Raw genomic sequence first — 23,225 nt, 5'->3', positions numbered from 1 at the left:
GGGCCGATGAACAATCAACTTCCAGATCCCTTCGCCGGTCAACCCGACTGGGCGCCGCTTCCTCCCCGGCCGATCCGGATGGTGCCCGCGACCGGGCTGGTCGACCTGCACGGACGCCGGGTCGTGATCGGGCTGCCCGGCACAGGCTGGCGTGGTGACCTGCGGGCCGATCAGCGGGTGGTGCAGAACAGCCGCACGTACGTTCCGGTGATCCCGGAGAACGAGTGGTACCGGGCCGAGTCCGAGCAGGTGGAGGTGTTCGCGCCGCTGGTACCGGTGGACCGGGTCTGGGTGGAGACCCTGGGCCCCCGCCCTGTCGCCGGCACCCCGCATGACCTGGTGCCACGTCTGGTCTCTCTGGACGCCCCAGCGCACCGGTTGCCGACGCCGGTCTTCGAGGCCGGCGCGGTGACCGGCCGGCGAGTCGTCCACGTGGTCGGTCCGACGGAACAGCGTGATCTGCGCGCCGTCACCGAGCCCTACTCCGGCCCCGACGGGGACATCTGCATCCGGGTAGCCGCCGAGCTGAACTGGTATCGCTGGGCCTGGCGCGGCCAGCCACCGACCACCCTCGAGGTGCCCGTCCACCTCCTCTGGGTCGAATGACGCGGTCAGCCGACCTTCGCCGCGCTGCACACGCGCCAGTCACCTTCCACGCGAGTGCTGAACTGCCATGACTGTCGGTCGCTCTGACTGATTCCATCGACAAAGGCAGAGATAGTCAGATCAACGTTGACGGTTGCCTGCTCTCCATTCTCCTGAACCGCAAGCCCGCCCCACTTTGTCGAGAAGCTGGTGCCGAAACGCTTCTCCCGTGACTCCAGGTCAGTCCGCAGTGCTCGCAGTTCAGCCAACCCTTCACTCCCCTTCCCGCAGGTGAAGAGGTCAGCCCTTGCGTCGTTACGGTCGATCAAGAATGCTCGAAGATAATTCACGACAGCGACGTCAGGGGCACTGCGATCGGGGGCGCTGGCGCGGTCGTAGAGGATGTATGCGGTGACGGCCCCGCTGAGGCAGAGCACGGTAAGCATGACGCCGGCCACCGTCAGGACTGTCCGCATTCGACGGCGCGGCGGCACCGGGACCGGCAGGGCCGGGGCTGGCGCCAGATCCTCCTGCGGGGTCCGCTGAGCGGGTACGCGGGACACCTGGGAACCGGCGGGGGGCTGCACTGATTCCACCCCCTGAGGCTATCGGTTGGGTGCCCCGTACCCAATGCCCCGGATGCCGCCGATCTTCACCTGGCTCGTCCCGCTTCGCCGGATCAGTACGGTTCGCGAGCTTCCCGCGCGCATCACCGTCGCGCGTCCCGGACCGCCGCGTCGACCTGGGATACCGTCTCTGCTCAGGGGTTGCCGGCCTCGGGGAGAGAGGTGGGACGGGTGGCCAACATCAAGGGTCGCACCAGCCGTGCCGCCACCCTGCACCGTCGGGCGACTGCCACCACGACCGCCGCCGCCGCGATGCTGGACGACACCAGGCCGGTCCCTGCTGACCAACGCCGACAGTACGAGCTGGCTGACCGGCTTCGCCGAGCAGCGGAGGCGTTGGCGCCGGGCTGGGCGGGCAGCGCCATGGACTCGCTCACCCCGGACACACCACCCGATGACGGGGTCCCCGCCTTCGTCCGGGTCGGTACCGCCACACCGCTGGACGACGCGCGCTTCCCCGCCCTGGTGCCCCTGGCCGGCACCGGCCATCTGGTCGTCGACACCGACGCCAACGACCCGCGCGTCGCCGGCCTCCTCCGTGCCGTACTGCTCCGGCTGCTGGCCGCCTCGCCACCCGGTTCCCTGTTGGTACGCGCTGTCGACGGCACCACCGACGCGACAGCCCACCCAGCGGGTGCTCGTATCGGAGAAACGGACCCGCTCGCCGGCAGGACGCCCGCCCCGCCCGACGGAGGGAGGATCGGGCCGTCGTCCGCCGCCCCCGTCGACCAGATCCCCGGCCCGCGCGGCAGCGGGAGAAGCGAACCGGCGTCCGACCCACCCACCGACGACAGCACCGGGACGTCGACCGGCCCCGCTGGCGGTACCACCCGGGCTCCGATCGATTCGCCCGTCCCGGAAACGCCGAGCAGTTCCGCCGGGACTGGGATCGCGGACCGGGCCAGCGGAATTTTCGCCCCGTTCGCCCCGCTGGCCGACGCCGGTCTGCTGCCGCCACCCGCCACGGATGCCGCCGGCCTTCGGGCCGTGCTCGGCGAGGCCGAGCAGTGGGTGGCCTCCGGGACCGCCCGGCAGCGCCGACACGACCGGACCATGCTGTTGGTGATCGCCGCGCTGCCGCCGGAAGTCGAGCCGAACGATCTGGCGCGGATCGAGGCACTGGCCCGGTGCGGCCACCGCGCCGGCCTGCACCTGGTCGTCGCCGGTTGGCCAGCGGCGCCGCCGGACCCACCAGCACCGACGACCCACCGGCCATCACCCACCAGCACCAGCACCAGCACCAGCACCAGCACCAGCACCAGCACCAGCACCAGCACCAGCGACGGTACGGCGCCCTCCGGCGTACCCGTTTCCGACGCGCGGATGGCGGACGGTCCGGGCCGGCCCCGCGAGCCGGACACCACTCGCCCCGGCCGCGACGGGAGCGCGGCCCACGGCGGTACGACCCGATTGCCGTACGCGACGGAGATCGCGATCCGCAACGCGTACGCCCTGCTGGGCGATCCGCCCGGCACCTCCTTCGCCGGCCCCGGCGCGGAACCCCCGACCGGACTGAACTCGCCGGTCCTGGTCGAGGAGGATCCGCCGGTCGAGTTGGTCGACGCGGTCTGCCGCCGGCTGGCCCGTCGGGTGGCCGCCGGTGCCCAACTCACCCTCGCCACCCTCCTGCCGTCCGCCGAGGCGCCCCGCTGGACAGCGAGTTCCGCGAGCGGCCTCTCGACCGTGGTCGGGGACGCGGATGGACGGGCCGTCACCCTCGGTCTCACCGAGCTGACCCCGCACTGGCTGATCAGCGGCCGCCCGGGCAGCGGGCGGGCGGACTTCCTGACCAACGTGCTGTTCGGCCTGGCCGCCCGGTACGGCCCGGAGGAGCTGGTCCTGCACCTGGTGGACCTGACCGACGGCGAGTCGTTCACCGAGTTCCTCCAGACCCGGCGGGACAGGTCGTGGGTGCCACAGGTCGCGACGGCCGCGCTCGCGGCCGACCGGGAGTACGTGCAGGCCCTCTTCGGTCACCTCGAAGCGGAGCTGCGTCGGCGCGCGGAGGCGGGTCACCGCGCCGGTGGACAGCGCTTCGCCGAACTGCGTCAGCACCAATCCCTGCCCCGGATCGTCTGTGTCATCGACAACGTGTCGCTGCTCTTCCGGGACGGCCACGCCAGCCACCGGCCGGGTCAGCGGGACCGGCTCGGTACCGATCTGGCCAGCCGGCTGGAGACCCTGGCCCGCACCGGGCGGGCGTACGGGATCCATCTGGTCCTGGCCGGGGAGGGCGACCTCGGGCTGGCTGCCGGAACGGCCTCGACCTCCCGTGACTCGGTGCTCGGTCAGTTTCCCGTACGGGTGGCGTTGCCCGGCGGCGGCGCGGTGCTGGAACCGACCAACGACGCCGCCGCCGGCCTGGCGGTGGGCAGCGCGGTGGTCAACACCGCAGGCGGACTCGGTGGCCCGCGCGGCGCCACCCGGGGGCACGAACGGATGGTGCGCTTCCCGGATCCGCTCGACGACCCGGCCGCGCTCGCCACGCTGCGGCACGACCTCTGGGCGGCCCGGCCCGCCGGGTCGTCCCCGCCGGTGGTCTTCGCCGGTTACGCCCGCCCGGTGCTCGACAACGACCCGGGCTACCGGGCGGCCGCCGCGGGACGGGCGGAAATCCCGGCCGCGCTGCTCGGCCGGGCGCTGGACGTGTCTCGGAAAACGGTGTCGGTGCCGCTCGTCCCGGCAGCCGGTCGGAACCTGGCGGTGCTCGGCACCGGCCAGGAGTCCGCCGCGTTGCTGTCCACCGCCGCCCGGAGTGTCGCGGCACACCATCCGCCGGGCACGGCCCGGTTCGTCGTCGCCACGCTGACCAGGACCGCAGGCGCACTCGCCACCGCGCTCGCCGTCGAACTGGCCGCCCGGCACACCGTCGAGACGGTCGATCTGGCCGGGCTGCTCGCCATCCTCGAGGACGACCGTCCGGGCTACCTGGTGCTGTTCGGGGCGGACGGTCCGGGCGGGGTGCCGGACGGGCCACTGCGGACCCTGCTGCACCAGGGTCCGCCGGACGGACGGCACGTGCTGGGCTGGTGGCGTTCGGCATCGGCGTTCGCGGCGTTGCTCGACCCGGAGGACGGGGTCGGCAAGGTGGCGTCGGTGGTGGTGGTCGACGTGCCCGCCAACCAGTTGACACAGATCGTCGGCCGGACAGTGCAGTGGTCGCCCCGGCCGGGACGGGCGCTGCTCTGGGACGGGCCGGAGGGACCGGGCACGCTCCTGGTGCCGTTCGCCGAGGCCGGGGCCGGGGAGCCGGGATGACCAGGGACGGGGCGGCCGCAGAACCGGCCGGGGTCGGGAGACGCCAGACCGCACGGCGGCCGGGCGACTGCCGACACGAGGACGTGACCAGGGCTGGGGAGGTGGGATGACCGAGGTCGGGAACGCTCCGACGCAGCGGGCCGCGCCGGAGGAGCCGCCCCCGCCGGATCCGGTCGCCGCCGCGTGGACCGACTACCTCGCCGCCGCCCGCCAGCTCGACGGGGTACGCCGGGGCGCCGCCACCGCCGCCGGTGCGCAGGCCCGGTCGGTCGAGGCTGCCCGGGAGGAGTTGACCACGGTACGGGCCCGTCTGGCCGCCCAGCAGTCGCGTCTGCGTGAGCGGGGCGTACCGGCGATGTCGCTGGCGCCCTCCCCGCCGGAGCTGACTGCGGCAGCCCGGTCGATGGCGGCCGGTCCGGTGGCGGTGCTGACGGCGCTGCGCTCTGCCGGGGAGTGTGCGGACGCCGCCGACGCGGTGCTCGACGCGCGCGGACTGCTCCCGGTGGAAGGCTGGTCGCCCCGGCTGCGGAACCTGCTGGTCTACGGGCCGGTGGCGCTGCTGGTGCCGGTGCTCCAGGTGGTCGTCCTCTTGCTGACCGGCTCCGGCGCGTGGACCGTGCCCACGTTGCTGCTCGGCCTGCTGATGCCGCCGGTGGCATGGGCGGTGGGCTGGTTCGGCGTCGGCCGGTTCTTCCGTCCGGGTTCGGCCCCGGACCCGGGCCACGGCAGTGGCACGGGCCCGAACGAACAACTCGACCGCACGCCACGCTTCGGCGCGTTGGTGTGCGGCGTTCCCGCAGCCCTGAGCACTGTCGGGATCCTCCTGGCCGTGCTGGCCGGGGCCGGTTGAGCCGTACCGCGAACGCTGCCGACCACACGGACGAGGCCGCCGACGACCAAGGCGGGACAAGACCGCCGACGGCCGACGCGAGACGGCCGACCGTCGACGGGGCGTGACCGCTGTGGTCAGCGCGGGATGATCAGGGCCATCGCCTCGGCGCGGGACTTCGCGTCGCGTTGGAGGGTGCCACGAACCGCCGAGGTGATCGTCTTGGCGCCGGACTTCTGGATGCCTCGCATGGCCATGCACATGTGCTCGCACTCGAGCACCACGATGACGCCGCGCGGGGCGAGCCGCTCCATCAGCAGGTCGGCGATCTGCGAGGTCAGCCGTTCCTGCACCTGCGGCCGGCGGGCGAAGACCTCGACCAGCCGGGCCAGCTTGGACAACCCGGTGATCCGGCCGTCCGGCCCGGGGATGTAGCCGATGTGCGCGCTACCCCGGAAGGGGAGCAGGTGGTGCTCGCACAGGCTCATCACGTCGATGTCCCGGACGATCACCAACTCCTCGTGGTTGGCCTCGAAGGTGGTGGTGAGCACCTGCTTCGGGTCGACCCGGAGGCCGGCAAAGAGTTCGGCGTAGGCGCGGGCGACCCGGGCCGGGGTCTGCAGCAGCCCGTCCCGGTCGGGATCCTCCCCGACCGCGATCAGGATCTCGCGTACCGCTTTCTCGATCCGGCCCAGGTCAACGGCGTCCTCGACCGGACGGCCGGTGAGCTTACCGTTGACCAGCCGGGCGGCGAGGTAGTCCAGGGCCTCGTCGCCGTCGGGTTCGGTGGCCGAGGCGGCCAGCACAGGTTGGTCCTGGCTGGCCGCCTGTTCGCGCGGGTTCAGTGGGTACCGTCCGAGCTGTTCGCTGTGCCGCCGAGGTTGTTGGCGGAGGCACCGCCCAGACTGTTGGCGGAGGTGCCACCGAGGTTGTTGGCGGAGCCACCGCCGACCCCGGCCCGGACGCCGTCCGCCTCCGCCTGCGCCTTCAGCGCCTCCTTCTCGGCGGGGGTGAGCACCGGCGGCTCGGTGGAGGGCTGCCGCTTGCCGAAGCCGTTGTACGGGGCCATCGGCGGGCGCTTGACCACGCGGGCGCAGATCCGCGCCATGTCGGCGGTGGAGAGGGTTTCCTTCTCCATCAGCTCGAGGACAATGTTGTCCAGGACATCCCGGTACTCGACCAGGATCTCCCAGGCCTCGTCGTGGGCCAGCTCGATCAGCGCCCGCATCTCACTGTCGATCTCGGCGGCCACCGCGTCCGAGTAGTCCCGCTCGTGCCCCATGTTGCGGCCGAGGAACGGCTCGTCGCCGCTGGTGCCGTACTTGATGGCCCCGAGCTTCGAGCTCATGCCGAACTGGGTGATCATCGCGCGGGCGAGCTGGGTGGCCTTCTCGATGTCGTTGCCGGCACCGGTGGTCGGCTCGTGGAAGACCAGCTCCTCCGCGGCCCGACCGCCGAGCGCGTACGCCAGCGTGTCGACCATCTCGGCCCGGGTCTGGGTGTACTTGTCCTCGGTGGGGAGCACCAGGGTGTGCCCCAGCGACCGGCTACGGGACAGGATGGTCACCTTGTGCACCGGGGCGGCGTGCGGCAGCGCCCAGGCGACCAGCGCGTGCCCACCCTCGTGGTACGCGGTGATCTTCTTCTCCTGGTCGCCCATCACCCGGGTCCGCCGCTGCGGACCGGCGATGACCCGGTCGATCGACTCCTCGAGCGTGTCGTTGCTGATCGCCCGCTGTTCCTTGCGGGCGGTGAGCAGGGCGCCCTCGTTGATCACGTTGGCCAGGTCGGCACCGCTGAACCCTGGGGTCCGGCGGGCGACCGAGTCCAGGTCGACGTCGGGCGTGAACGGCTTGCCCTTGGCGTGCACCCGCAGGATCGCCTTGCGGCCCTCCATGTCGGGGGCGTCCACCGGGATCTGCCGGTCGAACCGGCCCGGACGCAGCAGCGCCGGGTCGAGGATGTCCGGCCGGTTGGTGGCGGCGATCAGGATGACGCCGCCCTTGGTGTCGAAGCCGTCCATCTCGACGAGGAGCTGGTTGAGCGTTTGCTCGCGCTCGTCGTGGCCACCGCCCATGCCGGCGCCCCGGTGCCGGCCGACCGCGTCGATCTCGTCGACGAAGACGATCGCCGGAGCGTTCGCCTTGGCCTGCTCGAAGAGGTCACGCACCCGGCTGGCGCCGACACCGACGAACATCTCGACGAAGTCGGAGCCGGAGATCGAGTAGAACGGCACCCCGGCCTCACCGGCGACCGCGCGGGCGAGCAGCGTCTTGCCCGTACCGGGGGGGCCGAAGAGAAGCACACCCTTGGGGATCTTGGCGCCCAGGGCCTGGTACTTCGCCGGGTTCTGGAGGAAGTCCTTGATCTCGTGGAGTTCCTCGACGGCCTCGTCGGCCCCGGCCACGTCGGCGAAGGTGGTCTTCGGGGTGTCCTTGGTGATCATCTTGGCCTTGGACTTGCCGAAGTTGAGCACCCGGGAGCCGCCACCCTGCATCTGCGACATGAAGAAGAGCAGCAGAAGCACCAGCAGGACGATGGGCAGCAGGTTCACCAGCAGCGTGACCAGGACGCTGTCCGACGACACCTCGGTGTCGGCCGCACCGCTGATCCGGTTCGCCGCCTTGGCCGCGAGGACCTGGTCCCAGACCTTGTCACCGACCTCGTACGGGAACTGCGCCTCGATCTTGTCGGTGGTGGTGTCGCCGAACTTGGCCTTGTCCTTCAGGTCGATCTGGAGCGTCTGCTCCTTGTCCTGGAAGACGACCTTGTCCATCTGTGCGGTGTTGAGCCGGTCGAGCGCGACCGACGTGTCGACCTTGTGGTAGCTCGGTCCACCCGTGAACAACTGACTGAGCAGAATCGCGCCGGCGATCACCAGGATGATCCAGACCACCGGGCGGCGGAAGAAACGCGTACGTTCCATACTGTTGTCGAGCGCCGAGCGCCCGGACCCTCCTGATCGACGTCCTGACCGTCTGATGGCTATTCGCCGCCGAGGCGGCGGCCGGAGCCGCCGTTCGGGCTGGCCTCGACCCCGAGACGCGGATTTTGCCGCGTCGCGGTCATTCGACGGTACACCGTGCGGACGACGAGTGAGCTTGCGAGGGCCGCAGTCGCGCACCGCCGGCATGACAGCGCGTGACCGTCGGCTCCGCCAGTCCCTCCCCAACCGCCCGGGCACCGGGCGAGAGCCGGCGTGACGTCGGCACCGCACCCGGCGCGTCGACCGGTGGTCGGCGGCCCGGCGCGGGGTTGCTCCCACGTCACCGAACCACCACCGTAGTCCGAATACCTGAAAGCGCGCTGTACGTCCGCTCGATGTCGGCTGATATCACCCGCTTTGGACGCCAAACCGCACCGGCCCGGCCTGCCGCCGACAGCCTCGGTCCCCCGCGCGACGCGGCCACCCTGGCGGGCGGAGCCGTCGGGCGGTCAGGACCGGGCGTAGACCTGCGGCTTGAGCACACCCACGTAGGGCAGCTCGCGGTAGCGCTCGCCGAAGTCGAGGCCGTAGCCGACGACGAACTCGGTCGGGATGTCGAACCCGACGTACTTCACCGGGACCTCAACCTTGACCGCGTCGGGCTTGCGGAACAACGCCACCACCTCGACGCTCGCGGCCGACCGCGACTCCAGGTAGCGCAGCAGCCAGGAGAGGGTCAGCCCGGAGTCGACGATGTCCTCGACCACCACCACGTGCCGGCCGGCGATGTCCCGGTCGAGGTCCTTGAGGATCCGGACCACCCCGGAGGAGGTGGTGCCCTGGCCGTACGAGGAGACCGCCATGAACTCCAACTCGGCGGGGGGACCGTGCCGTCCGAGCGCCCGGGCGAAGTCGGCCATGAACATGACCGCGCCCTTGAGCACGCAGACCAGCAGCAGCCCGTCCTCGACGTCGGCGTAGTCCGCCGAGACCTGCTTGGCCAGTTCCGCGGTCTTCTCGCGGATCTGCGCCTCGGAAATGATCACGTGGTCGATGTCGGCGTCGTACCAGGAGCCGTCAGCCATGCCCCTAGCCTGCCGTACGCCACTCGGTCGCCGTCGGCGGGGCCAGCCCTTTGCGGCGATTTCCCGCCGACGGCCCGTCCCCGGCGCCCTGCGGACCCGGGCCGGTCGGGGCCGACCGCCTCGCGGCGGCCGGTCCGGGTACGGCCGGTCAGCAGGGCCGGGAGCACCAGCGCCGGCCGTCCTCGGTCGGCTTCCAGTCGGCCGAGTCCCGGCTGTCCGCGGTGAGCCCGAGCACCGAGCTGACCGCGAGGACGAGGAAGAAGAGCAGGAACAGGAGGAATTCCATGGCGGCGCTCGCTTTCGTGGGTGTCCGTCGTTCTCGCCGCCGGTGCGCACCGGACCGCTCCAGTCTGGGACCGTCCGGAAGTGGGGAACAGTGGCAGGAATGCCACCCGACCTCGAATTTCTGCCACCTATGGAGTTACCCTGCTCACATGCTTCGTACCGTCGCCGTGCTCGCGCTGGACCAGGTCGCCCCGTTCGAGCTGGGCGTGCTCTGTGAGGTCTTCGGCACCGACCGCACGGCCGACGGCTTCCCCGGCTACCGGTTCTCCGTGTGCGGGGTCGATGGGGCTCCGGTGCGTACCTCGTCGGGCTTCTCCCTGCTGCCGGCGGCCGATCTGACCCCGGTCGACGAGGCCGACCTGGTCGCGGTGCCGGCCCACGGCCGCGACGCGGAGGCTCCGCCGGAGGTACTGGCCGCGCTGCGCCGGGCCGTCGAGCGGGGCGCGTACGTGTTCAGCGTCTGCTCCGGCGCGTTCCTGCTCGGCCGGGCCGGGCTGCTCGACGGTCGGGACTGCACCACCCACTGGAAGTACGTCGACGACCTGCAGGAACGCCATCCCCTGGCCCGGGTCCGGTGCAACGCGCTCTACGTCCAGGACGGTCCGCTGCTGACCAGCGCCGGCACCGCCGCCGGCCTCGACGCCTGCCTGCACCTGGTCCGGCAGGAGCACGGCTCGTCGGTGGCCACCCGGCTCGCCCGGCGGATGGTCGTCCCGCCACACCGGGACGGCGGGCAGGCGCAGTACATCGAGACACCGATCCCCCGGGCCCCCGAGGCGCCGACCCTGGAGCCGGTGCTCACGTGGTTGATGGGGCACCTGGACCGGCCGCTGACCGTGGAGGAGCTGGCCGGTCGTGCCGGCATGAGTCCGCGTACCTTCGCCCGGCGGTTCCGCGCCGAGACCGGCACCACCCCGCACGACTGGTTGACCAACCAGCGGGTACTGCTGGCCCGGCGACTGCTGGAGGAGACCCGGCTCAGTGTGGACGCGGTGGCCGGCCAGGCCGGTTTCGGCGACGCCGCCGCCCTGCGCCACCACTTCACGCGACGGGTCGGCGCCACCCCGGCCGCCTACCGGGCCACCTTCCGGGAGCGGGTCCCCACCCCCTGAGAAGCGCTCACCAGCCCATCGCCGCGCCGTCCACCCGGGGCTCCGAGCCGACCACGTACCCGTCGTCGCCGGGCCGCCAGATCGCCTGTCCGTACCCGAAGACGCCCGACTCGTCGGCGACGGTGATCTCGTGGCCACGTTCGCGCAGCGCCGCCACCGCCGCCCGGCCCTCGGCGGTCGCCGTCAGTCCCGGCTCCACCAGCACCGACCGGCCGGCGTGCCAGTACCAGCGCGGCGCGCCGAGGGCGGCCTGCGGGTCCAGGCCGGCGTCCAGGGTGGCCGAGACCAGCTGGACGTGCCCCTGTGGCTGCATGTGCCCGCCCATCACCCCGAACGGCCCCACCGGTACGCCGTCCCGCGTCAGGAACCCGGGAATGATCGTGTGGAAGGGCCGCCGAGACGGCCCGACCGCGTTCGGGTGCGCCGGGTCAAGGCGAAAGCCGGTGCCCCGGTTCTGTAGCCCGAAGCCGTGGCCGGGCAGCACCACGTGCGAGCCGAAGCCCAGGTAGGTGGACTGGATCAGGCTCACCATCATGCCGGCGGAGTCGGCCGTACAGAGGTACACCGTGCCGCCCCGCTCCGGGTCACCGGCGGCGGGTGTGCCGGCCCGGTCGGTCACCAGCGCCCGGCGGGCCGCCGCGTACGCCGGATCGAGCAGGGCCGCCGTCGGTACCGTGGCGTGCTCCGGATCGGCCACGTACGCGTGCGCGTCGGCGCAGCCGAGCTTCACCGCCTCGATCTGCCAGTGCAGCCGCTCGGCCAGCGGGAGCGCCGCGAGGTCCACGCCGTCGAGGACGTTCAGGGCGAGCAGCGCGGCGATCCCCTGCCCGTTCGGCGGCAACTCCCACACCTCGTGCCCCCGGTACCGGGCGGACACCGGGTCCACCCACTCCGACCGGTGCCCAGCCAGGTCGTCGGCGGTGAGGAGACCACCGGTGCGGGCGGCGTGCTCGGCCAGCGCGGCAGCGATCCCGCCCTGGTAGAAGTCCGCCGCCCCGGTGGCGGCGATCCGGCGCAGGGTCCGGGCCGCGTCCGGGTTGCGCCACCGCTGCCCGGCCCGGGGTGGCCGCCCGTCGACCGTGAACACCCGGCGCCACTCGGCGAACTCCGGCCCGACCAGTCCCTCGTGCAGGGCGGCGGCCCGCGCCCAGCCGGCCGCCACGCTGGTGGAGACCGGGTACCCGTGCTCGGCGTACCCGACCGCGTCGGTGAAGAGGTCGGCGAACGGCAGCGAGCCGAACCGGTCGTGCAGGTCCCGCCAGCCGGCGGGCGCGCCGGGCACGGTCACCGGCAGCCAGCCCCGGGCGGGCATCGCCGGGCCGCTCGCCTGGGCTCCGCCGAGGGCGGCCACCGGGTCGACGCCCCGGCCGCCGGTCGCGGCGAGGACCACGTCCCGGGTCAGGGCCGCCGGGGAACGGCCGGAGGCGTTCAGGCCGTGCAGCCGTTCGCCGTCCCAGACGATGGCGAACAGGTCACCGCCGATGTCGTTGGAGCCCGGCTGGACCACGGTGAGGGTGATCGCGGTGGCCAGGGCGGCGTCGACGGCGTTGCCGCCGCGCCGTAGCACCGCCAGTCCGGCCGCCGCAGCGAGCGGCTGGCTGGTCGCGACGGCGCCGTGCGGGGCGAAGAGGGGCGGTCGGGGGTGCGACATCCGCCATGTCTACCGCACCCGCGGACCGGCCAGGGGTCACGCCGGGAGTCGGCTGTGGGGTGAGTGGTTGCAGGGGTCCCCTCCTCATCAAAATGAGGTAGAAGGGGACCCCTGCAACCACCTCAGCGGCAACCACCTCAACGTCAGGCGGGCACGAGGTGACCATCGCGGCGGGTGACCCGCAGCCCGCCGGGCAGGTGCACCGCGCCCTGCCCGCGCCAGTCCGTGACCAGCGCGTCGAGCGCGGCGACGTGCCGGTGCGACAGCGCCGCCGCCGGCGCGCCCAACTCGCGGGCCCAGGCGTGCAGCACCCGGGTACGCACCGCGGGCGCGAGCCCGGCCAGTGTCGACACGACCAGCTCACCGCCCGCCGAGCGGGCCCCGGTCGCCCCGCCCGCTCCCGCGCGGCTGCCGGCCGGTACCCGGGCCTTGGCCAGCGCGTCGGCGGCGAGGTCGTCGAGGACTGCGGCGTCGGCGGCCACCAGTCGGGCCGTCCGGGCGAGGTTGTCCAGCACCCCCCGGCCGAGCGCCGCGACCAGCACCGGCAGCACGTCGCTGCGGACCCGGGCGCGGGCGTACGAGGGGTCGACGTTGTGCGGGTCCTCCCACGGGGTGAGCCCGAGCACGGCGCACGCCGTACGGGTCTGCTCCCGGGTCACGTCGAGGAACGGACGCAGCAACGGCACCCCGGCCAGGTCCCGGCGGGACGGCATGCCGGCCAGGCCACGTGGCCCGGCGCCCCGGGCCAGGGCGAGCAGCACAGTCTCCGCCTGGTCGTCCCGGGTGTGGCCGGTGAGCACGGCGCTCGCGCCGTACCGTCGGCCGGCCTCGGCCAACGCCTGGTAGCGGGCGTCCCGCGCGGCCCCCTCCGGGCCGCCGGGGCGTCCCGCGACGTGCACCCGGACCGCCTCCACCGGGGCGAACCCGGTCTGCTCCGCCCAGCGGGCCACGGCGGCGGCCCGTTCGGCGGAGCCGGCCTGGAGTCCGTGGTCGACGGTGACCAGCCCGGCCGGACGGCCCAGCCGGGGCGCGACGAAGGCGGTGGCCGCGGCGAGGGCGAGCGAGTCGGCGCCGCCCGAACAGGCCACCAGGACGGGTCCGGGCCCAGGCGCCTCGACCAGTGCCCGGCGGACGGCGACCCGGATCGCGGCTACCGGCGGCGCGAGCGCGGCCACGACCCGGCGGTCAGTCGACCGTCGGCAGCGGCCCGGCCGGACCGTGCACCCGGGCCACCCAGGCGTCCGGGTCGCCCAGTTCATCGAGGCGGGGCAGGGTCAGCGGGGACGCGAAGATCCGGTTGAAGCCCGCCATGCCTACCCGCTCGACCACACCGTGCACGAACTTGCGCCCCTCGGCGTACTGGCGCATCTTGACCTCCACCCCGAGCAGCCGGCGAATCGCCTTCTCCAGCGGGTTGCCCGCCTCCCGGCGCCGGTTGAAGCCGGCCCGGATCTGCTCCACGCTCGGGATGACCTCCGGTCCGACGCCGTCCATCACGAACTCGGCGTGCCCCTCGAGCAGGGTCATCAGCGCCGTCAACCGGTCCAACACGGCACGCTGCGCCGGCGTCTGGACGATGTCCAGCACGCTGGCCCGGCTCTCCGGGTCCTTGATCGCGTCGGAGAGGGTGGCCACCCCGCGCCGCAGCCGCTCCAGCAGGTGCTCACCGCCCTGCGAGGCGTCGACGAAGGCCTGCACCTCCCCGAGGAAGTACGCGCGCATCCACGGGACGGCGGTGAACTGCGTCCGGTGGGTCACCTCGTGTAGGCAGACCCAGAGGCGGAAGTCGCGGGGGTCGGCCCCCAGCTTCCGCTCGACCTCCACGATGTTCGGCGCGACCAGGAGCAGTTGACCCGGGTCGGCGGAGAAGACCTCGTACTGGCCGAGCACCCGACCGGAGAGGTACGCCAGCACGGTGCCGGCCTGCACCCCGGTCAGCCGCGAGCCGATCGCCTCGGTGAGCGGCCCCGGCTGCTTGTCCCCGGAGAGCCGGCCGACCAGCGGCGTGATCACCTCGCGCAGGCCGGCGATGTTGGTGGCGGCCCAGTCACGGCGGTCCACCACCCGCACCGGCGGGTGCGTGACCTGCGCACGCAGACCGGTGTACTCGGCCACGTGCTCGGCTGCCTCGTCGGTCAGCCGCCGCAGCTCGCCCACCACCTCGGTCGCTTCGGCGTACGAGACCCGGGGCCCCGACTTGCCCAGGGCCCCCGCGGTGGCGGCGGCCAGATCCCAGTCCACGAACTGCGCCATGCACCCCACCGTACCCGCGCCGGTACACCCCCACCCGGGCTCGGAGGTGGCCAGGCCGGCACGGGCCGGGCGCAGTCGGTCGCCCTGGCCGGCACGGGCCGGGCGCAGTCGGTCGCCCTGGCCGGCACGGGCCGGGCGCAGTCGGTCGCCCTGGCCGGCACGGGCCGGGCGCAGTCGGTCGCCCTGGCCGGCACGGGCCGGGCGCAGTCGGTCGCCCTGGCCGGCACGAGGCCGGGCGCAGTCGGTCGCCCTGGCCGGCACGAGGCCGGGCGTACGCGGTCGTGCCGGCCGGCACGGGGCCGGGCCGTCCCGGAGGACGCCAGCCCCGTGGCGGAACGGGTGTCCCGGACGCGGTCGCCCCCGGGAGACCTGGTCAGCGACAGCCGCAGCCGGCCAGCGCCGCCCCGATCCGGTCCAGGGCGAGCCGGGTGGCGTCCGGGGTGTCGGGCGGCGTGCGGTCGGTGAGGATCGCGAAGCTGAGCAGGCGGCCGTCGGCCGTGGTGACCAGCCCGGCGATCGCGTGCACCCCGGTCAGGGTGCCGGTCTTGGCCCGCACCACGCCCGCTCCGGCGCTGGTGTCCTCCGCGCCGAACCGTTCGTCCAGGGTGCCGGACCAGCCGCCGACCGGCAGGCCGCCGAAAATCCCGGCCAGCTCCGGTCGGGTGCCGTTGCCGGCCAGCACGATCAGGTCGGTGAGCAGGGACGGGCTGATCCGGTTGGTGCGCGACAACCCGCTGCCGTCGGCCAGGTCGAGTTCGTCGGCGGGCAGCCCGAGTTCGGCCGCCACCTGGTCCATCGCGGCGGCCCCACCGACGAACGACGCCGGCTGGTTGCGGGCGATGGCGACCTGGCGGGCCAGTGCCTCGGCGACCACGTTGTCACTATCCGTGATCATGATGTCGACCAGCCGGATCAGCGGTGGTGACTCGACCCGGCCCAACTCGGTGCCGGGGGCGGGCGTCCCGGCCGCACCGGCGCTGCCGCCGCCGGCCGGGGCCTTGCCCCGCTCCACGTCCGTGCCGGACGGCAGGCCGAGGAGCTTCGCGAACGCCCGCCCGGCGGCGAGGTCGGGGGCGGCGTACCGTTCGGCCGCCTTCGGGCCGGCGTCCGGGTCGCGGCGCGCCCCGTCGGTCATCAGCGCGGTGATCGCGGCGCCGTACCCGCCGGTGGGGATGTCGGAGTCCCAGCCCGGCTCGTGGACGGGGCCGGGAAAGAGCGTCGAGTCGACCGTCACCCTGGTCGGCGACGTACCGCCGAGGGCCTGTTTCACCTGTTCGGCGAGGACGTCCAGGCGGGCCGCACCGGGATAGAAGCCGTTGGCGTCCACGGCGAGAGTCGGATCGCCCCCGCCGACGAGCACCACCTCGCCGGGCGTCGCGCCGGCCACCACCCGGGTGCCGATCCGGTACGCCGGGCCGCGGGCGGCCAGCACGGTCACACCGGTGACCAGCTTGGTGACCGAGGCGGGCACGGTGCCGTCGTCCGCGCCCCGCCCGTACAACTCCTGGCCGGTGCCGACGTCGGTGACCGACACGTTGACCCGGCTGCCCAGCGCGGTCGCGTCGACCAGCGGGTCGAGCGCGGCCCGAACCCCCGCCGGGGTCGGGACCGGGGCGGCGGCGGCCGGGGCCGCCAACACGGGAACGGGCGCCGCCTCGAGTGGGCGGGCGTCCGCCGTCGGCTCGGCGTCGGCACCGAGCCAGCCGGCCACCGGGCCGGGTCGGACCACGACCAGCCCGACCCCGGCGACGACCAGCAGCAGGACAGTCGCCAGCACCGTCAGCAGGGTGCGCCGCCGGCGCGGGGACGGGCCGTCAGCACCGCCCGGGGGCGGGCCCTCGGGCGCAACCGACGGCGGCTCGGACGGACCGGCCGGAGCAGCGCCACCGTAGGGCGGGCCGGCGGGCACGGGACCACCGTAAGGGGTCCCGGAAGGTGCGGCACTGCCGTAGGGCGGGCCGGAGGGCGCGGCACCGCCGGGAGACGTCCCGGCGGATGTGGGGCTGCCGTAGGGCGGGCCGGAGGGTGCGGGGCTGCCGTGCGGTGCGGCACCGCCGAACGGCGCCCCGGAGGGTGCGGGGCTGCCCTGGGGCGGACCAGCCGGAGCGAGGCCACCGTAGGGCGGGCCGGAGGATTCGGGGAACGGCAGGCTGGCCGGCACGACGGTGCCGGCGGGGCGGGCCGGCGGCCGGTAGACCGGGGGCGGTGGCGCTCCCCGGCCGGGGGCGGTCGGGTGGGGCTGGCCGCCGGCCGAACCGGCTGTCACCTGCGCCGAACCGTGCGCGCCGGGCACCACCACCCGCCCGGTGACCCGCTCCGGTCGATCCGGAGCACGGTCGCCTCCCGAGCGGTAGTGTGAATCTTCCCTCCCCACAACCCCCTCCTCCCCCCGCCAAAAACGGCTTGGGCGACACTACTTCGGTCCGAAGACTATGCGGCGCCCGACGCCGGCGGGTGCGCATCGCCCCGTCCGGGGGTGTCACATTTCGTAGCCAGCGTGGGCGACATAGGGAGCGTGAGATGGATTTCGACGTGACGGTTGAGATCCCCAAGGGTCACCGCAACAAATACGAGGTGGACCACGTGACCGGCCGGATCAGGCTGGACCGCACGCTCTTCACGTCCACCCAGTACCCGGCCGACTACGGCTTCATCGAGGGCACGCTGGGTGAGGACGGCGACCCGCTGGACGCCCTGGTGCTGGTGCCCGAGCCGACCTTCCCGGGCTGCCTGATCCGCTGCCGCACCATCGGCATGTTCCGGATGACCGACGAGAAGGGCGGGGACGACAAGGTCCTCTGCGTGCCCTACGAGGACCCGCGTCAGGAGCACCTGCGCGACATCCACCACCTGGGCGAGTTCGACCGGCTGGAGATCCAGCACTTCTTCGAGGTCTACAAGGACCTGGAGCCGGGCAAGTCGGTCGAGGGCGCGACCTGGGTGGGGCGGACCGAGGCGGAGGCGGAGATCCGGGCGTCGTACCGGCGGCACCAGGAGGCGGAGGCGCGCGGCGAGAACGCGCACTGACCGCAGCCGATCCGACCGAACCGGGCCCGGGGCCGCTCAGCCGAGCAGGCCCCGGGCCCGGTCGTACAGGTCGAGCACCGCGCAGGCCACCGGGACCACCGCCACCACCAGCAGCGTGTCGGTCAGGTCGGCCGCCCGACCCAGGTACGGCGAGACCGGCCGCCGCGCGTACGTGGTGCCGGCCGCCACGGTGAGCAGCGCGAGCACCGCCCCGGCGGCGACCAGCCCGAGCAGGGCCACCGGGCCGGCCCGGTCGACCAGGGCGACGCCCAGCACGGCGAGGGCGGCCAGACCGGCGAGCACGGTGGGCACCCGCTGCCGCAGCGCCACGAACAGTCGCGCCCGCAGCAGCAGCACCACCGCGGCGACGGCGACCAGGATCCGGCCGGCGAGCCCGCCGGTCACGGTGAGCACGAGCGCGGCGGCGACCGCCAGCACCGCGTGCCCGAGCAGCATCCCGGTCAGCGTCTCCTCGGTACGGGCCACCGCCGCGTGCACCCGGCCGGTGTCCGGCAGGTCGCGGACCCCGGGGCGAGCCTCGGTCCCGGCTCCGGCCGGCAGCGTGATCGGCGGGAGCGGCACCTTGCCGAGGCGGATGGCGAGCAGGGGCAGCGCGCCGACGGCGAAGACCAGGACGCTGAGCAGGACGGCGGCGGTGCCGGCCGGGGTGAGGACCAGCCCGAGCAGGGCGGTGGCCGCGCCGGCCAGCCCGACCGTCGCCCCGCCGACGAACACCCGCAGCCGGGCGGCGACGCCGAGCAGACCGAGCACCGCGACGAGGAGCAGCGCGACCGAGCCGGCCAGCAGCTCGGGTGCGCCCAGCCAGCGCACCGGGCGGAACGGGGAGACCGGGTCACCGGAGCTGACCAGCAGCGCGCCGGCGGCGAAGGCGTACGGCAGGGCGTACCCGCCCAGCGCCGCTCCGGCCGGGCCGTCCCCGTACGCCCGGGAGGCGACGCCACCGGCGCCCGCGAGCAGGACGGCGACCGCCGCCGCGACCAGCCAGTCGGCCGGGTGGTCGGGGCCGCCGGCGGTGAGCGCGACCAGCCCGACGGCAAGCGGCACGGCGGCCCCGGCCAACGCGGCGACCCGGGTGGCGGCCGGCGACCAGGCGGCGCCCCGACGGCGTGCGCCGTCCGCGATGACCTCCACCACGTCGTCGTACTCGAGTTCGGGCCACTGCGCGTGGGCCGGGACGAGGTGCAGCACCTCGCCGTCGCGGACGCCCTGGGCGTGCAGCGCCTGACCGGTCGCCAGCACGACCCCGTCGGTACGACGCAGCACCCAGCCGCCGTGTCGTTCGCCGTCGTCGGCGAGCCCCTCACCGGCGTGCCGGAGCACCTCGGGCAGGAGTTCGGCGAGCGGCACCTGCTCCGGCAGCGCCACGTCCAGCCGCCGCTGCGGGGCGCAGATCGTGAGTCGGGCGAGCCCGGTTGTCGACAATTCTCACTCCCTGTCAGGCGGTGCGCGCGGACGGCAGCACTTTTCCTACCATGAGCCAGGCTCGGGTTACCGAGCGCATAGGGAGGATGTGTGTCCACTGTCGTCATCAAGCGACCGCCGCGCCGCCCGGCCCCGGAGATCCCGGTCGGCGAACTCCCGGTCGAGGCGCCCCCGGAGATCCCCGAGGTCACCGGCGGCCGGTGGCAGCAGCTGCTGATGCTCCTGCCGATGCTCGGCGGGACGGTGGCCATGGCGATGATGTTCGGCCGGGGCGGTGGGGCGTACTCGTACGTGGTCGGCGGCATGTTCGGGCTCTCCTCGCTGGCCATGCTGGTCACCTCCTGGGGCAGCGCCGCCGGCACCCCGAAGAAGTCCGAGATGATGGCCGCCCGGCGGGAGTACCTGCGCCACCTCGCCGTGCTGCGTCGCCAGGTCCGGCGCACCGCCGGCCGGCAGCGTGCCGGCCTGTACTACCGGCACCCCGCCCCGACCCGGCTCTGGTCCACCGTCGACAGCCACCGGGTGTGGGAGCGCCGCCCCACCGACCCGGACTTCGCGGTGGTCCGGGTGGCGCTCGGGCCGCAGACCCTGGCCACCCCGCTGCTGCCGCCCACCACCCGGCCGCTGGAGGAGCTGGAACCGATGACCGCAGGCGCGCTGCGCCGGTTCCTCGACGCGTACTCGGTGGTGCCGGACCTGCCGGTGGCGCTCTCGCTGCGCAGCTTCGCCCGGGTCCACCTGCGCGGCGACGGCGACGACCCGACGACCCGGACGGCCGGCTCGCCGTCGGCGCGGGCGCTGGCCCGGGCGATGCTCACCCAGCTCGCGGTCTTCCACGCCCCGGACGAACTGCTCGTCGCGGTCTGCGCCGGGCCGGAGCGGCGGGCGGCCTGGGAGTGGGTCAAGTGGCTGCCGCACGCCCACCATCCGGTCCGGACCGACGCGCTCGGCCCGGTGCGTCTGGTCACCAGCGCCGCGACCGATCTCGAACAGCTCCTCGGCGAGGTGCTGGGCAGCCGCTCGCGGTTCAGTCCGGCCGGGCCGGCCACCGACGGGCCACACGTGGTGGTGGTACTCGACGGCGCGGACCTGACCGGCGCCACCCACCTCACCTCGGACGGGGGGATCGACGCGGTCACCGTGGTCGACCTGGACACCCCGCCGCCGCGCCTGCCCGACCGGACCACGCTGGTGCTGGCGGTACGCGACGGGCGGCTGCACTCGTACACGGCCGACACGCACGCCGAGGTGGGCACCGCCGACCAGCTCGGGATCACCGACGCCGAGGCGGTCGCCCGACGGCTCGCCCCGCTGCGGTTGGCGACCACGGTCCGGGGGTCGGACGCGCCGGTCCGGGCCGAACTGGGCCTGCCCGAGCTGCTCGGCCTCGGCGATCCGGAGAACTTCTCGGTCGAGCAGGGCTGGACGCCCCGGGCCCCGCGCGACCGGCTGCGGGTGCCGATCGGCGTCGGCACCGACGGTGGCGCGATCGAGCTGGACCTGAAGGAGTCCGCACAGGACGGCATGGGTCCGCACGGGCTGCTCATCGGGGCCACCGGGTCCGGCAAGTCGGAGCTGCTGCGCACGCTGGTGCTGGGGCTGGCGGCCGCGCACAGCTCGGAGGTGCTCAACTTCGTCCTGATCGACTTCAAAGGCGGGGCCACCTTCGCCTCGTTCGACCGGCTGCCGCACACCGCCGCCGTGATCACCAACCTCGCGGACGCGCTACCGCTGGTGGACCGGATGGCCGACGCGCTCAACGGCGAGTTGACCCGCCGGCAGGAGCTGCTGCGACGGGCCGGCAACTTCGCCAGCCTGCGCGACTACGAACGGGCCCGGACGGCGGGCACCCCGCTCGCCCCGTTGCCGTCCCTGCTGGTGATCTGCGACGAGTTCTCCGAGCTGCTCTTCCACAAGCCGGACTTCATCGACCTGTTCGTGCAGATCGGCCGGCTGGGTCGGTCCCTCGGGGTGCACCTGCTGCTGGCGTCGCAGCGGCTGGAGGAGGGACGGCTGCGCGGGCTGGACACCCACCTGTCGTACCGGATCGGGTTGCGGACCTTCTCCGCGCTGGAGTCCCGGACGGTGCTCGGTGTGCCGGACGCGCACGAGCTGCCCCGCTCCCCCGGGCACGGCTACCTGCGCTTCGGCACCGAGCCGCTGGTCCGGTTCCGGGCCGCGTACGTCTCCGGGGCGCTCCGCCGGCCCGGCGGCGGTGTGGGTGGCAGCACCGCCGGCACGCCCCGCCTGCTCGCCTTCTCCACCCACCTCGTGCCGGTGCCGGAGCCGGCCGCCCCGTCGACCCGACCGGTCGAGGAGGAGCCGGACGGCGGGACCCTGCTGGACGTGCTGGTCGGGCGGATCGCCGGCCAGGGTCCGCCGGCCCACCAGGTCTGGCTGCCCCCACTGGACTCCTCACCGGCCCTGGACGACCTGCTCGGCCCGGTCGGTACCGACCCGGCGCGCGGCCTGACCTTCGGCAATCCGGAGCTGCACGGCGCGCTCCAGGTGCCGGTGGCGGTGGTCGACAAGCCGTACGACCAGCGCCGTGACCTGCTCTGGTTGGCCCTGGACGGCGCGGCCGGGCACGTCGCCGTGGTCGGCGCGCCGCAGAGCGGCAAGTCCGGCCTGCTGCGCACGCTGATCTGCACGCTCGCGCTCACCCACACCCCGTACGAGGTGCAGGTGTACTGCCTGGACTTCGGCGGCGGCGGGCTGGGCCCGCTCCGCGATCTGCCGCACGTCGGCGGGGTCGCCGGCCGCGCCGACCCGACCTCGGTACGCCGTACCGTCGGGGAGGTCGCCACTCTGCTGGCCGAGCGCGAGCAACGCTTCGCGGAGCTGGGCGTGGAATCGATGGCCGCGTACCGGCAGCGGCGGGCGGGACTGGCCGCCGCCGGGCAGCCGGTGACCGACCCGTTCGGCGACGTCTTCCTCGTGGTGGACGGCTGGGCCACCCTGCGCGGCGAGTACGACGACCTGGAAGGTCCGGTCACCGACCTGGCCGGCCGGGGGCTGGCGTACGGCGTGCACGTGGTGGCGACCGCGCTGCGCTGGTTGGACTTCCGGCCGGCGATCCGGGACCTGTTCGGTTCCCGGCTGGAACTGCGCCTCGGCGACCCGTCCGACTCGGGCGTCGCCCGGCAGGCGGCGATGAACGTGCCGGAGAACAGCCCGGGCCGGGGCATCACCGCGGAACGTCTGCACTTCCTGGCCGCGGTACCGCGACTGGCCGCCGTGCCGCGACTGGCCGACTCCGGGGCGGACACCGGCGACCTGGTGAAGGCGGTCGCCGGGGCCTGGGCCGGTCCAGCCGCCCCGGCGGTACGGCTGCTCCCGCCGGTGCTGCCCTACCCGGACCTGGACCTGTCCACGTCGACCGGGCTACGGCTGCCGGTCGGCATCGCCGAGGCGGACCTGCGTCCGGTCGAACTCGACTTCGCCGCCGAGCCGCACTTCGTGGTCTTCGGGGACGCGGAGTGCGGCAAGTCGTCCTTCCTGCGCTCGCTGGCCACGTCGATCACCCGGCGGTTCACCCCGGAGCAGGCCCGGATCATCCTGGTCGACTACCGGCGCAGCCTGCTCGGCGCGATCGAGACGGACCACCTGATCGGCTACGGCACCGCCGCGGCCGGCACCGCCGAGCTGATCGAGTCGGTCGCCGGCTACATGCGGCGCCGGATGCCCGGCCCGGAGGTCACTGCCGGGCAACTGCGGGACCGGTCCTGGTGGTCCGGACCGGAACTGTTCGTGCTGGTCGACGACTACGACCTGGTCGCCACCGGCCCGGCGAACCCGTTGCGGGCGCTGGAGGAGTACCTACCGCAGGCCCGGGACGTGGGGCTGCACCTGGTGCTGGCCCGGCGCTCCGGCGGCGCGGCCCGGGCCCAGTACGAGCCGATCGTCCAACGGCTGCGGGAACTCGCCACGGCCGGCCTGGTGATGACCGGCAGCCCGGACGAGGGCGCGCTGGTCGGACCGGTCCGCCCCGGCCCGCTGCCGCCCGGTCGGGGCCGGCTGGTGACCCGGCGGGAGGGCGTACGGCTGGTGCAGCTCGCGTACCTCCCGCCGAGCTGAGCACCGATGGTGGGTGATTGTGCGAAGAGGAGTCGGAGTGGGCCGGAGAGCAGGTAACCTCCGAGCAT

15 protein-coding genes and 1 pseudogene are annotated in these 23,225 nt (G+C 74.0%); 6 read left to right on the top strand and 10 right to left on the bottom strand.

Annotation, left to right across the window (positions count from 1 at the left end; translation table 11 throughout):
• Positions 1 to 6 precede the first annotated feature (6 nt).
• Positions 7 to 606 (top strand): hypothetical protein, encoded by a 600-nt coding sequence (locus tag GA0074692_RS27225; protein WP_091649201.1) that lies wholly within the window; start codon positions 7 to 9, stop codon positions 604 to 606.
• A 5-nt stretch (positions 607 to 611) separates the two neighbouring features.
• Here the strand turns inward: GA0074692_RS27225 and GA0074692_RS27220 are convergent, their stop codons facing one another.
• Entirely contained in the window at positions 612 to 1,172 is a 561-nt protein-coding gene (locus GA0074692_RS27220; RefSeq protein ID WP_091649198.1) for an Rv0361 family membrane protein, read from the bottom strand.
• Positions 1,173 to 1,382: 210 nt separating this feature from the next.
• Here GA0074692_RS27220 and GA0074692_RS27215 point away from each other — a divergent pair, with 210 nt between their 5' ends.
• Together GA0074692_RS27215 and GA0074692_RS27210 are read left to right on the top strand one after the other, a co-directional pair.
• Positions 1,383 to 4,469 (top strand): FtsK/SpoIIIE domain-containing protein, encoded by a 3,087-nt coding sequence (locus GA0074692_RS27215; RefSeq protein ID WP_425413365.1) that lies wholly within the window; start codon positions 1,383 to 1,385, stop codon positions 4,467 to 4,469.
• 106 nt (positions 4,470 to 4,575) lie between these two features.
• Complete coding sequence (locus GA0074692_RS27210; protein ID WP_091649194.1) at positions 4,576 to 5,319, top strand: hypothetical protein; 744 nt, start codon at positions 4,576 to 4,578, stop codon at positions 5,317 to 5,319.
• A 116-nt stretch (positions 5,320 to 5,435) separates the two neighbouring features.
• Here GA0074692_RS27210 and folE read toward each other — a convergent pair whose 3' ends face one another.
• The 4 genes and pseudogenes from folE to GA0074692_RS35025 form a co-directional block, all read right to left on the bottom strand.
• Positions 5,436 to 6,101 carry a GTP cyclohydrolase I FolE gene (folE, locus tag GA0074692_RS27205; RefSeq protein WP_091654162.1) on the bottom strand — a complete coding sequence of 222 codons (666 nt, stop codon included), beginning with the start codon at positions 6,099 to 6,101 and terminating at the stop codon, positions 5,436 to 5,438.
• A gap of 116 nt (positions 6,102 to 6,217) precedes the next feature.
• Positions 6,218 to 8,224: pseudogene (ftsH, locus tag GA0074692_RS27200) on the bottom strand (ATP-dependent zinc metalloprotease FtsH); the annotation flags it as partial.
• Positions 8,225 to 8,733: 509 nt separating this feature from the next.
• Positions 8,734 to 9,309, bottom strand: coding sequence for a hypoxanthine phosphoribosyltransferase (gene hpt, locus GA0074692_RS27195; protein ID WP_088981737.1), 576 nt, complete (start codon positions 9,307 to 9,309; stop codon positions 8,734 to 8,736).
• 148 nt (positions 9,310 to 9,457) lie between these two features.
• Positions 9,458 to 9,595, bottom strand: a complete 138-nt coding sequence (locus GA0074692_RS35025; protein ID WP_176738602.1) for a hypothetical protein — start codon at positions 9,593 to 9,595, stop codon at positions 9,458 to 9,460.
• Positions 9,596 to 9,743: 148 nt separating this feature from the next.
• On the opposite strand from GA0074692_RS35025, the gene GA0074692_RS27190 reads away from it, so the two are divergent.
• Positions 9,744 to 10,706 (top strand): GlxA family transcriptional regulator, encoded by a 963-nt coding sequence (locus GA0074692_RS27190; RefSeq protein WP_091649190.1) that lies wholly within the window; start codon positions 9,744 to 9,746, stop codon positions 10,704 to 10,706.
• Positions 10,707 to 10,713: 7 nt separating this feature from the next.
• On the opposite strand, the gene GA0074692_RS27185 is transcribed toward GA0074692_RS27190, so the two are convergent.
• The 4 genes from GA0074692_RS27185 to dacB form a co-directional block, all read right to left on the bottom strand.
• Positions 10,714 to 12,357 (bottom strand): gamma-glutamyltransferase family protein, encoded by a 1,644-nt coding sequence (locus tag GA0074692_RS27185; RefSeq protein WP_091649185.1) that lies wholly within the window; start codon positions 12,355 to 12,357, stop codon positions 10,714 to 10,716.
• A gap of 143 nt (positions 12,358 to 12,500) precedes the next feature.
• Complete coding sequence (gene tilS, locus GA0074692_RS27180) at positions 12,501 to 13,532, bottom strand: tRNA lysidine(34) synthetase TilS (protein WP_091654159.1); 1,032 nt, start codon at positions 13,530 to 13,532, stop codon at positions 12,501 to 12,503.
• A 10-nt stretch (positions 13,533 to 13,542) separates the two neighbouring features.
• On the bottom strand, positions 13,543 to 14,610 hold the full coding sequence (locus GA0074692_RS27175; protein WP_091654156.1) for a zinc-dependent metalloprotease: 1,068 nt from the start codon (positions 14,608 to 14,610) through the stop codon (positions 13,543 to 13,545).
• A 373-nt stretch (positions 14,611 to 14,983) separates the two neighbouring features.
• Positions 14,984 to 16,396 (bottom strand): D-alanyl-D-alanine carboxypeptidase/D-alanyl-D-alanine endopeptidase, encoded by a 1,413-nt coding sequence (gene dacB / locus GA0074692_RS27170; protein ID WP_245730764.1) that lies wholly within the window; start codon positions 16,394 to 16,396, stop codon positions 14,984 to 14,986.
• Between the two features lie 734 nt (positions 16,397 to 17,130).
• Here dacB and GA0074692_RS27165 point away from each other — a divergent pair.
• A complete protein-coding gene (locus tag GA0074692_RS27165) occupies positions 17,131 to 17,637 on the top strand; it encodes an inorganic diphosphatase (protein WP_091649182.1) in 507 nt (168 codons plus the stop codon).
• 36 nt (positions 17,638 to 17,673) lie between these two features.
• Here GA0074692_RS27165 and eccD read toward each other — a convergent pair whose 3' ends face one another.
• Positions 17,674 to 19,080 (bottom strand): type VII secretion integral membrane protein EccD, encoded by a 1,407-nt coding sequence (gene eccD / locus GA0074692_RS27160; protein WP_091649180.1) that lies wholly within the window; start codon positions 19,078 to 19,080, stop codon positions 17,674 to 17,676.
• A gap of 90 nt (positions 19,081 to 19,170) precedes the next feature.
• Between eccD and eccCa the strand changes: the two genes are divergently transcribed.
• Positions 19,171 to 23,157, top strand: coding sequence for a type VII secretion protein EccCa (eccCa, locus tag GA0074692_RS27155; protein ID WP_091649176.1), 3,987 nt, complete (start codon positions 19,171 to 19,173; stop codon positions 23,155 to 23,157).
• Positions 23,158 to 23,225 lie beyond the last annotated feature (68 nt).

It is taken from the genome of Micromonospora pallida (assembly GCF_900090325.1).
Taxonomy (GTDB): Bacteria; Actinomycetota; Actinomycetes; order Mycobacteriales; family Micromonosporaceae; genus Micromonospora; species Micromonospora pallida.
The sequence above is the reverse complement of the archived record's forward strand: the minus strand, read 5'-3'. Positions and strand labels throughout refer to the sequence as shown.

Bases quoted from the DNA above. Each gene is read 5' to 3' on its own strand.
- GA0074692_RS27165 (WP_091649182.1), top strand. From the start codon at position 17,131: ATGGATTTCGACGTGACGGTTGAGATCCCCAAGGGTCACCGCAACAAA.
- GA0074692_RS27175 (WP_091654156.1), bottom strand. From the start codon at position 14,610: ATGGCGCAGTTCGTGGACTGGGATCTGGCCGCCGCCACCGCGGGGGCC.
- GA0074692_RS27225 (WP_091649201.1), top strand. From the start codon at position 7: ATGAACAATCAACTTCCAGATCCCTTCGCCGGTCAACCCGACTGGGCG.
- GA0074692_RS27185 (WP_091649185.1), bottom strand. From the start codon at position 12,357: ATGTCGCACCCCCGACCGCCCCTCTTCGCCCCGCACGGCGCCGTCGCG.
- GA0074692_RS35025 (WP_176738602.1), bottom strand. From the start codon at position 9,595: ATGGAATTCCTCCTGTTCCTGCTCTTCTTCCTCGTCCTCGCGGTCAGC.
- GA0074692_RS27210 (WP_091649194.1), top strand. From the start codon at position 4,576: ATGACCGAGGTCGGGAACGCTCCGACGCAGCGGGCCGCGCCGGAGGAG.
- GA0074692_RS27190 (WP_091649190.1), top strand. From the start codon at position 9,744: ATGCTTCGTACCGTCGCCGTGCTCGCGCTGGACCAGGTCGCCCCGTTC.
- hpt (WP_088981737.1), bottom strand. From the start codon at position 9,309: ATGGCTGACGGCTCCTGGTACGACGCCGACATCGACCACGTGATCATT.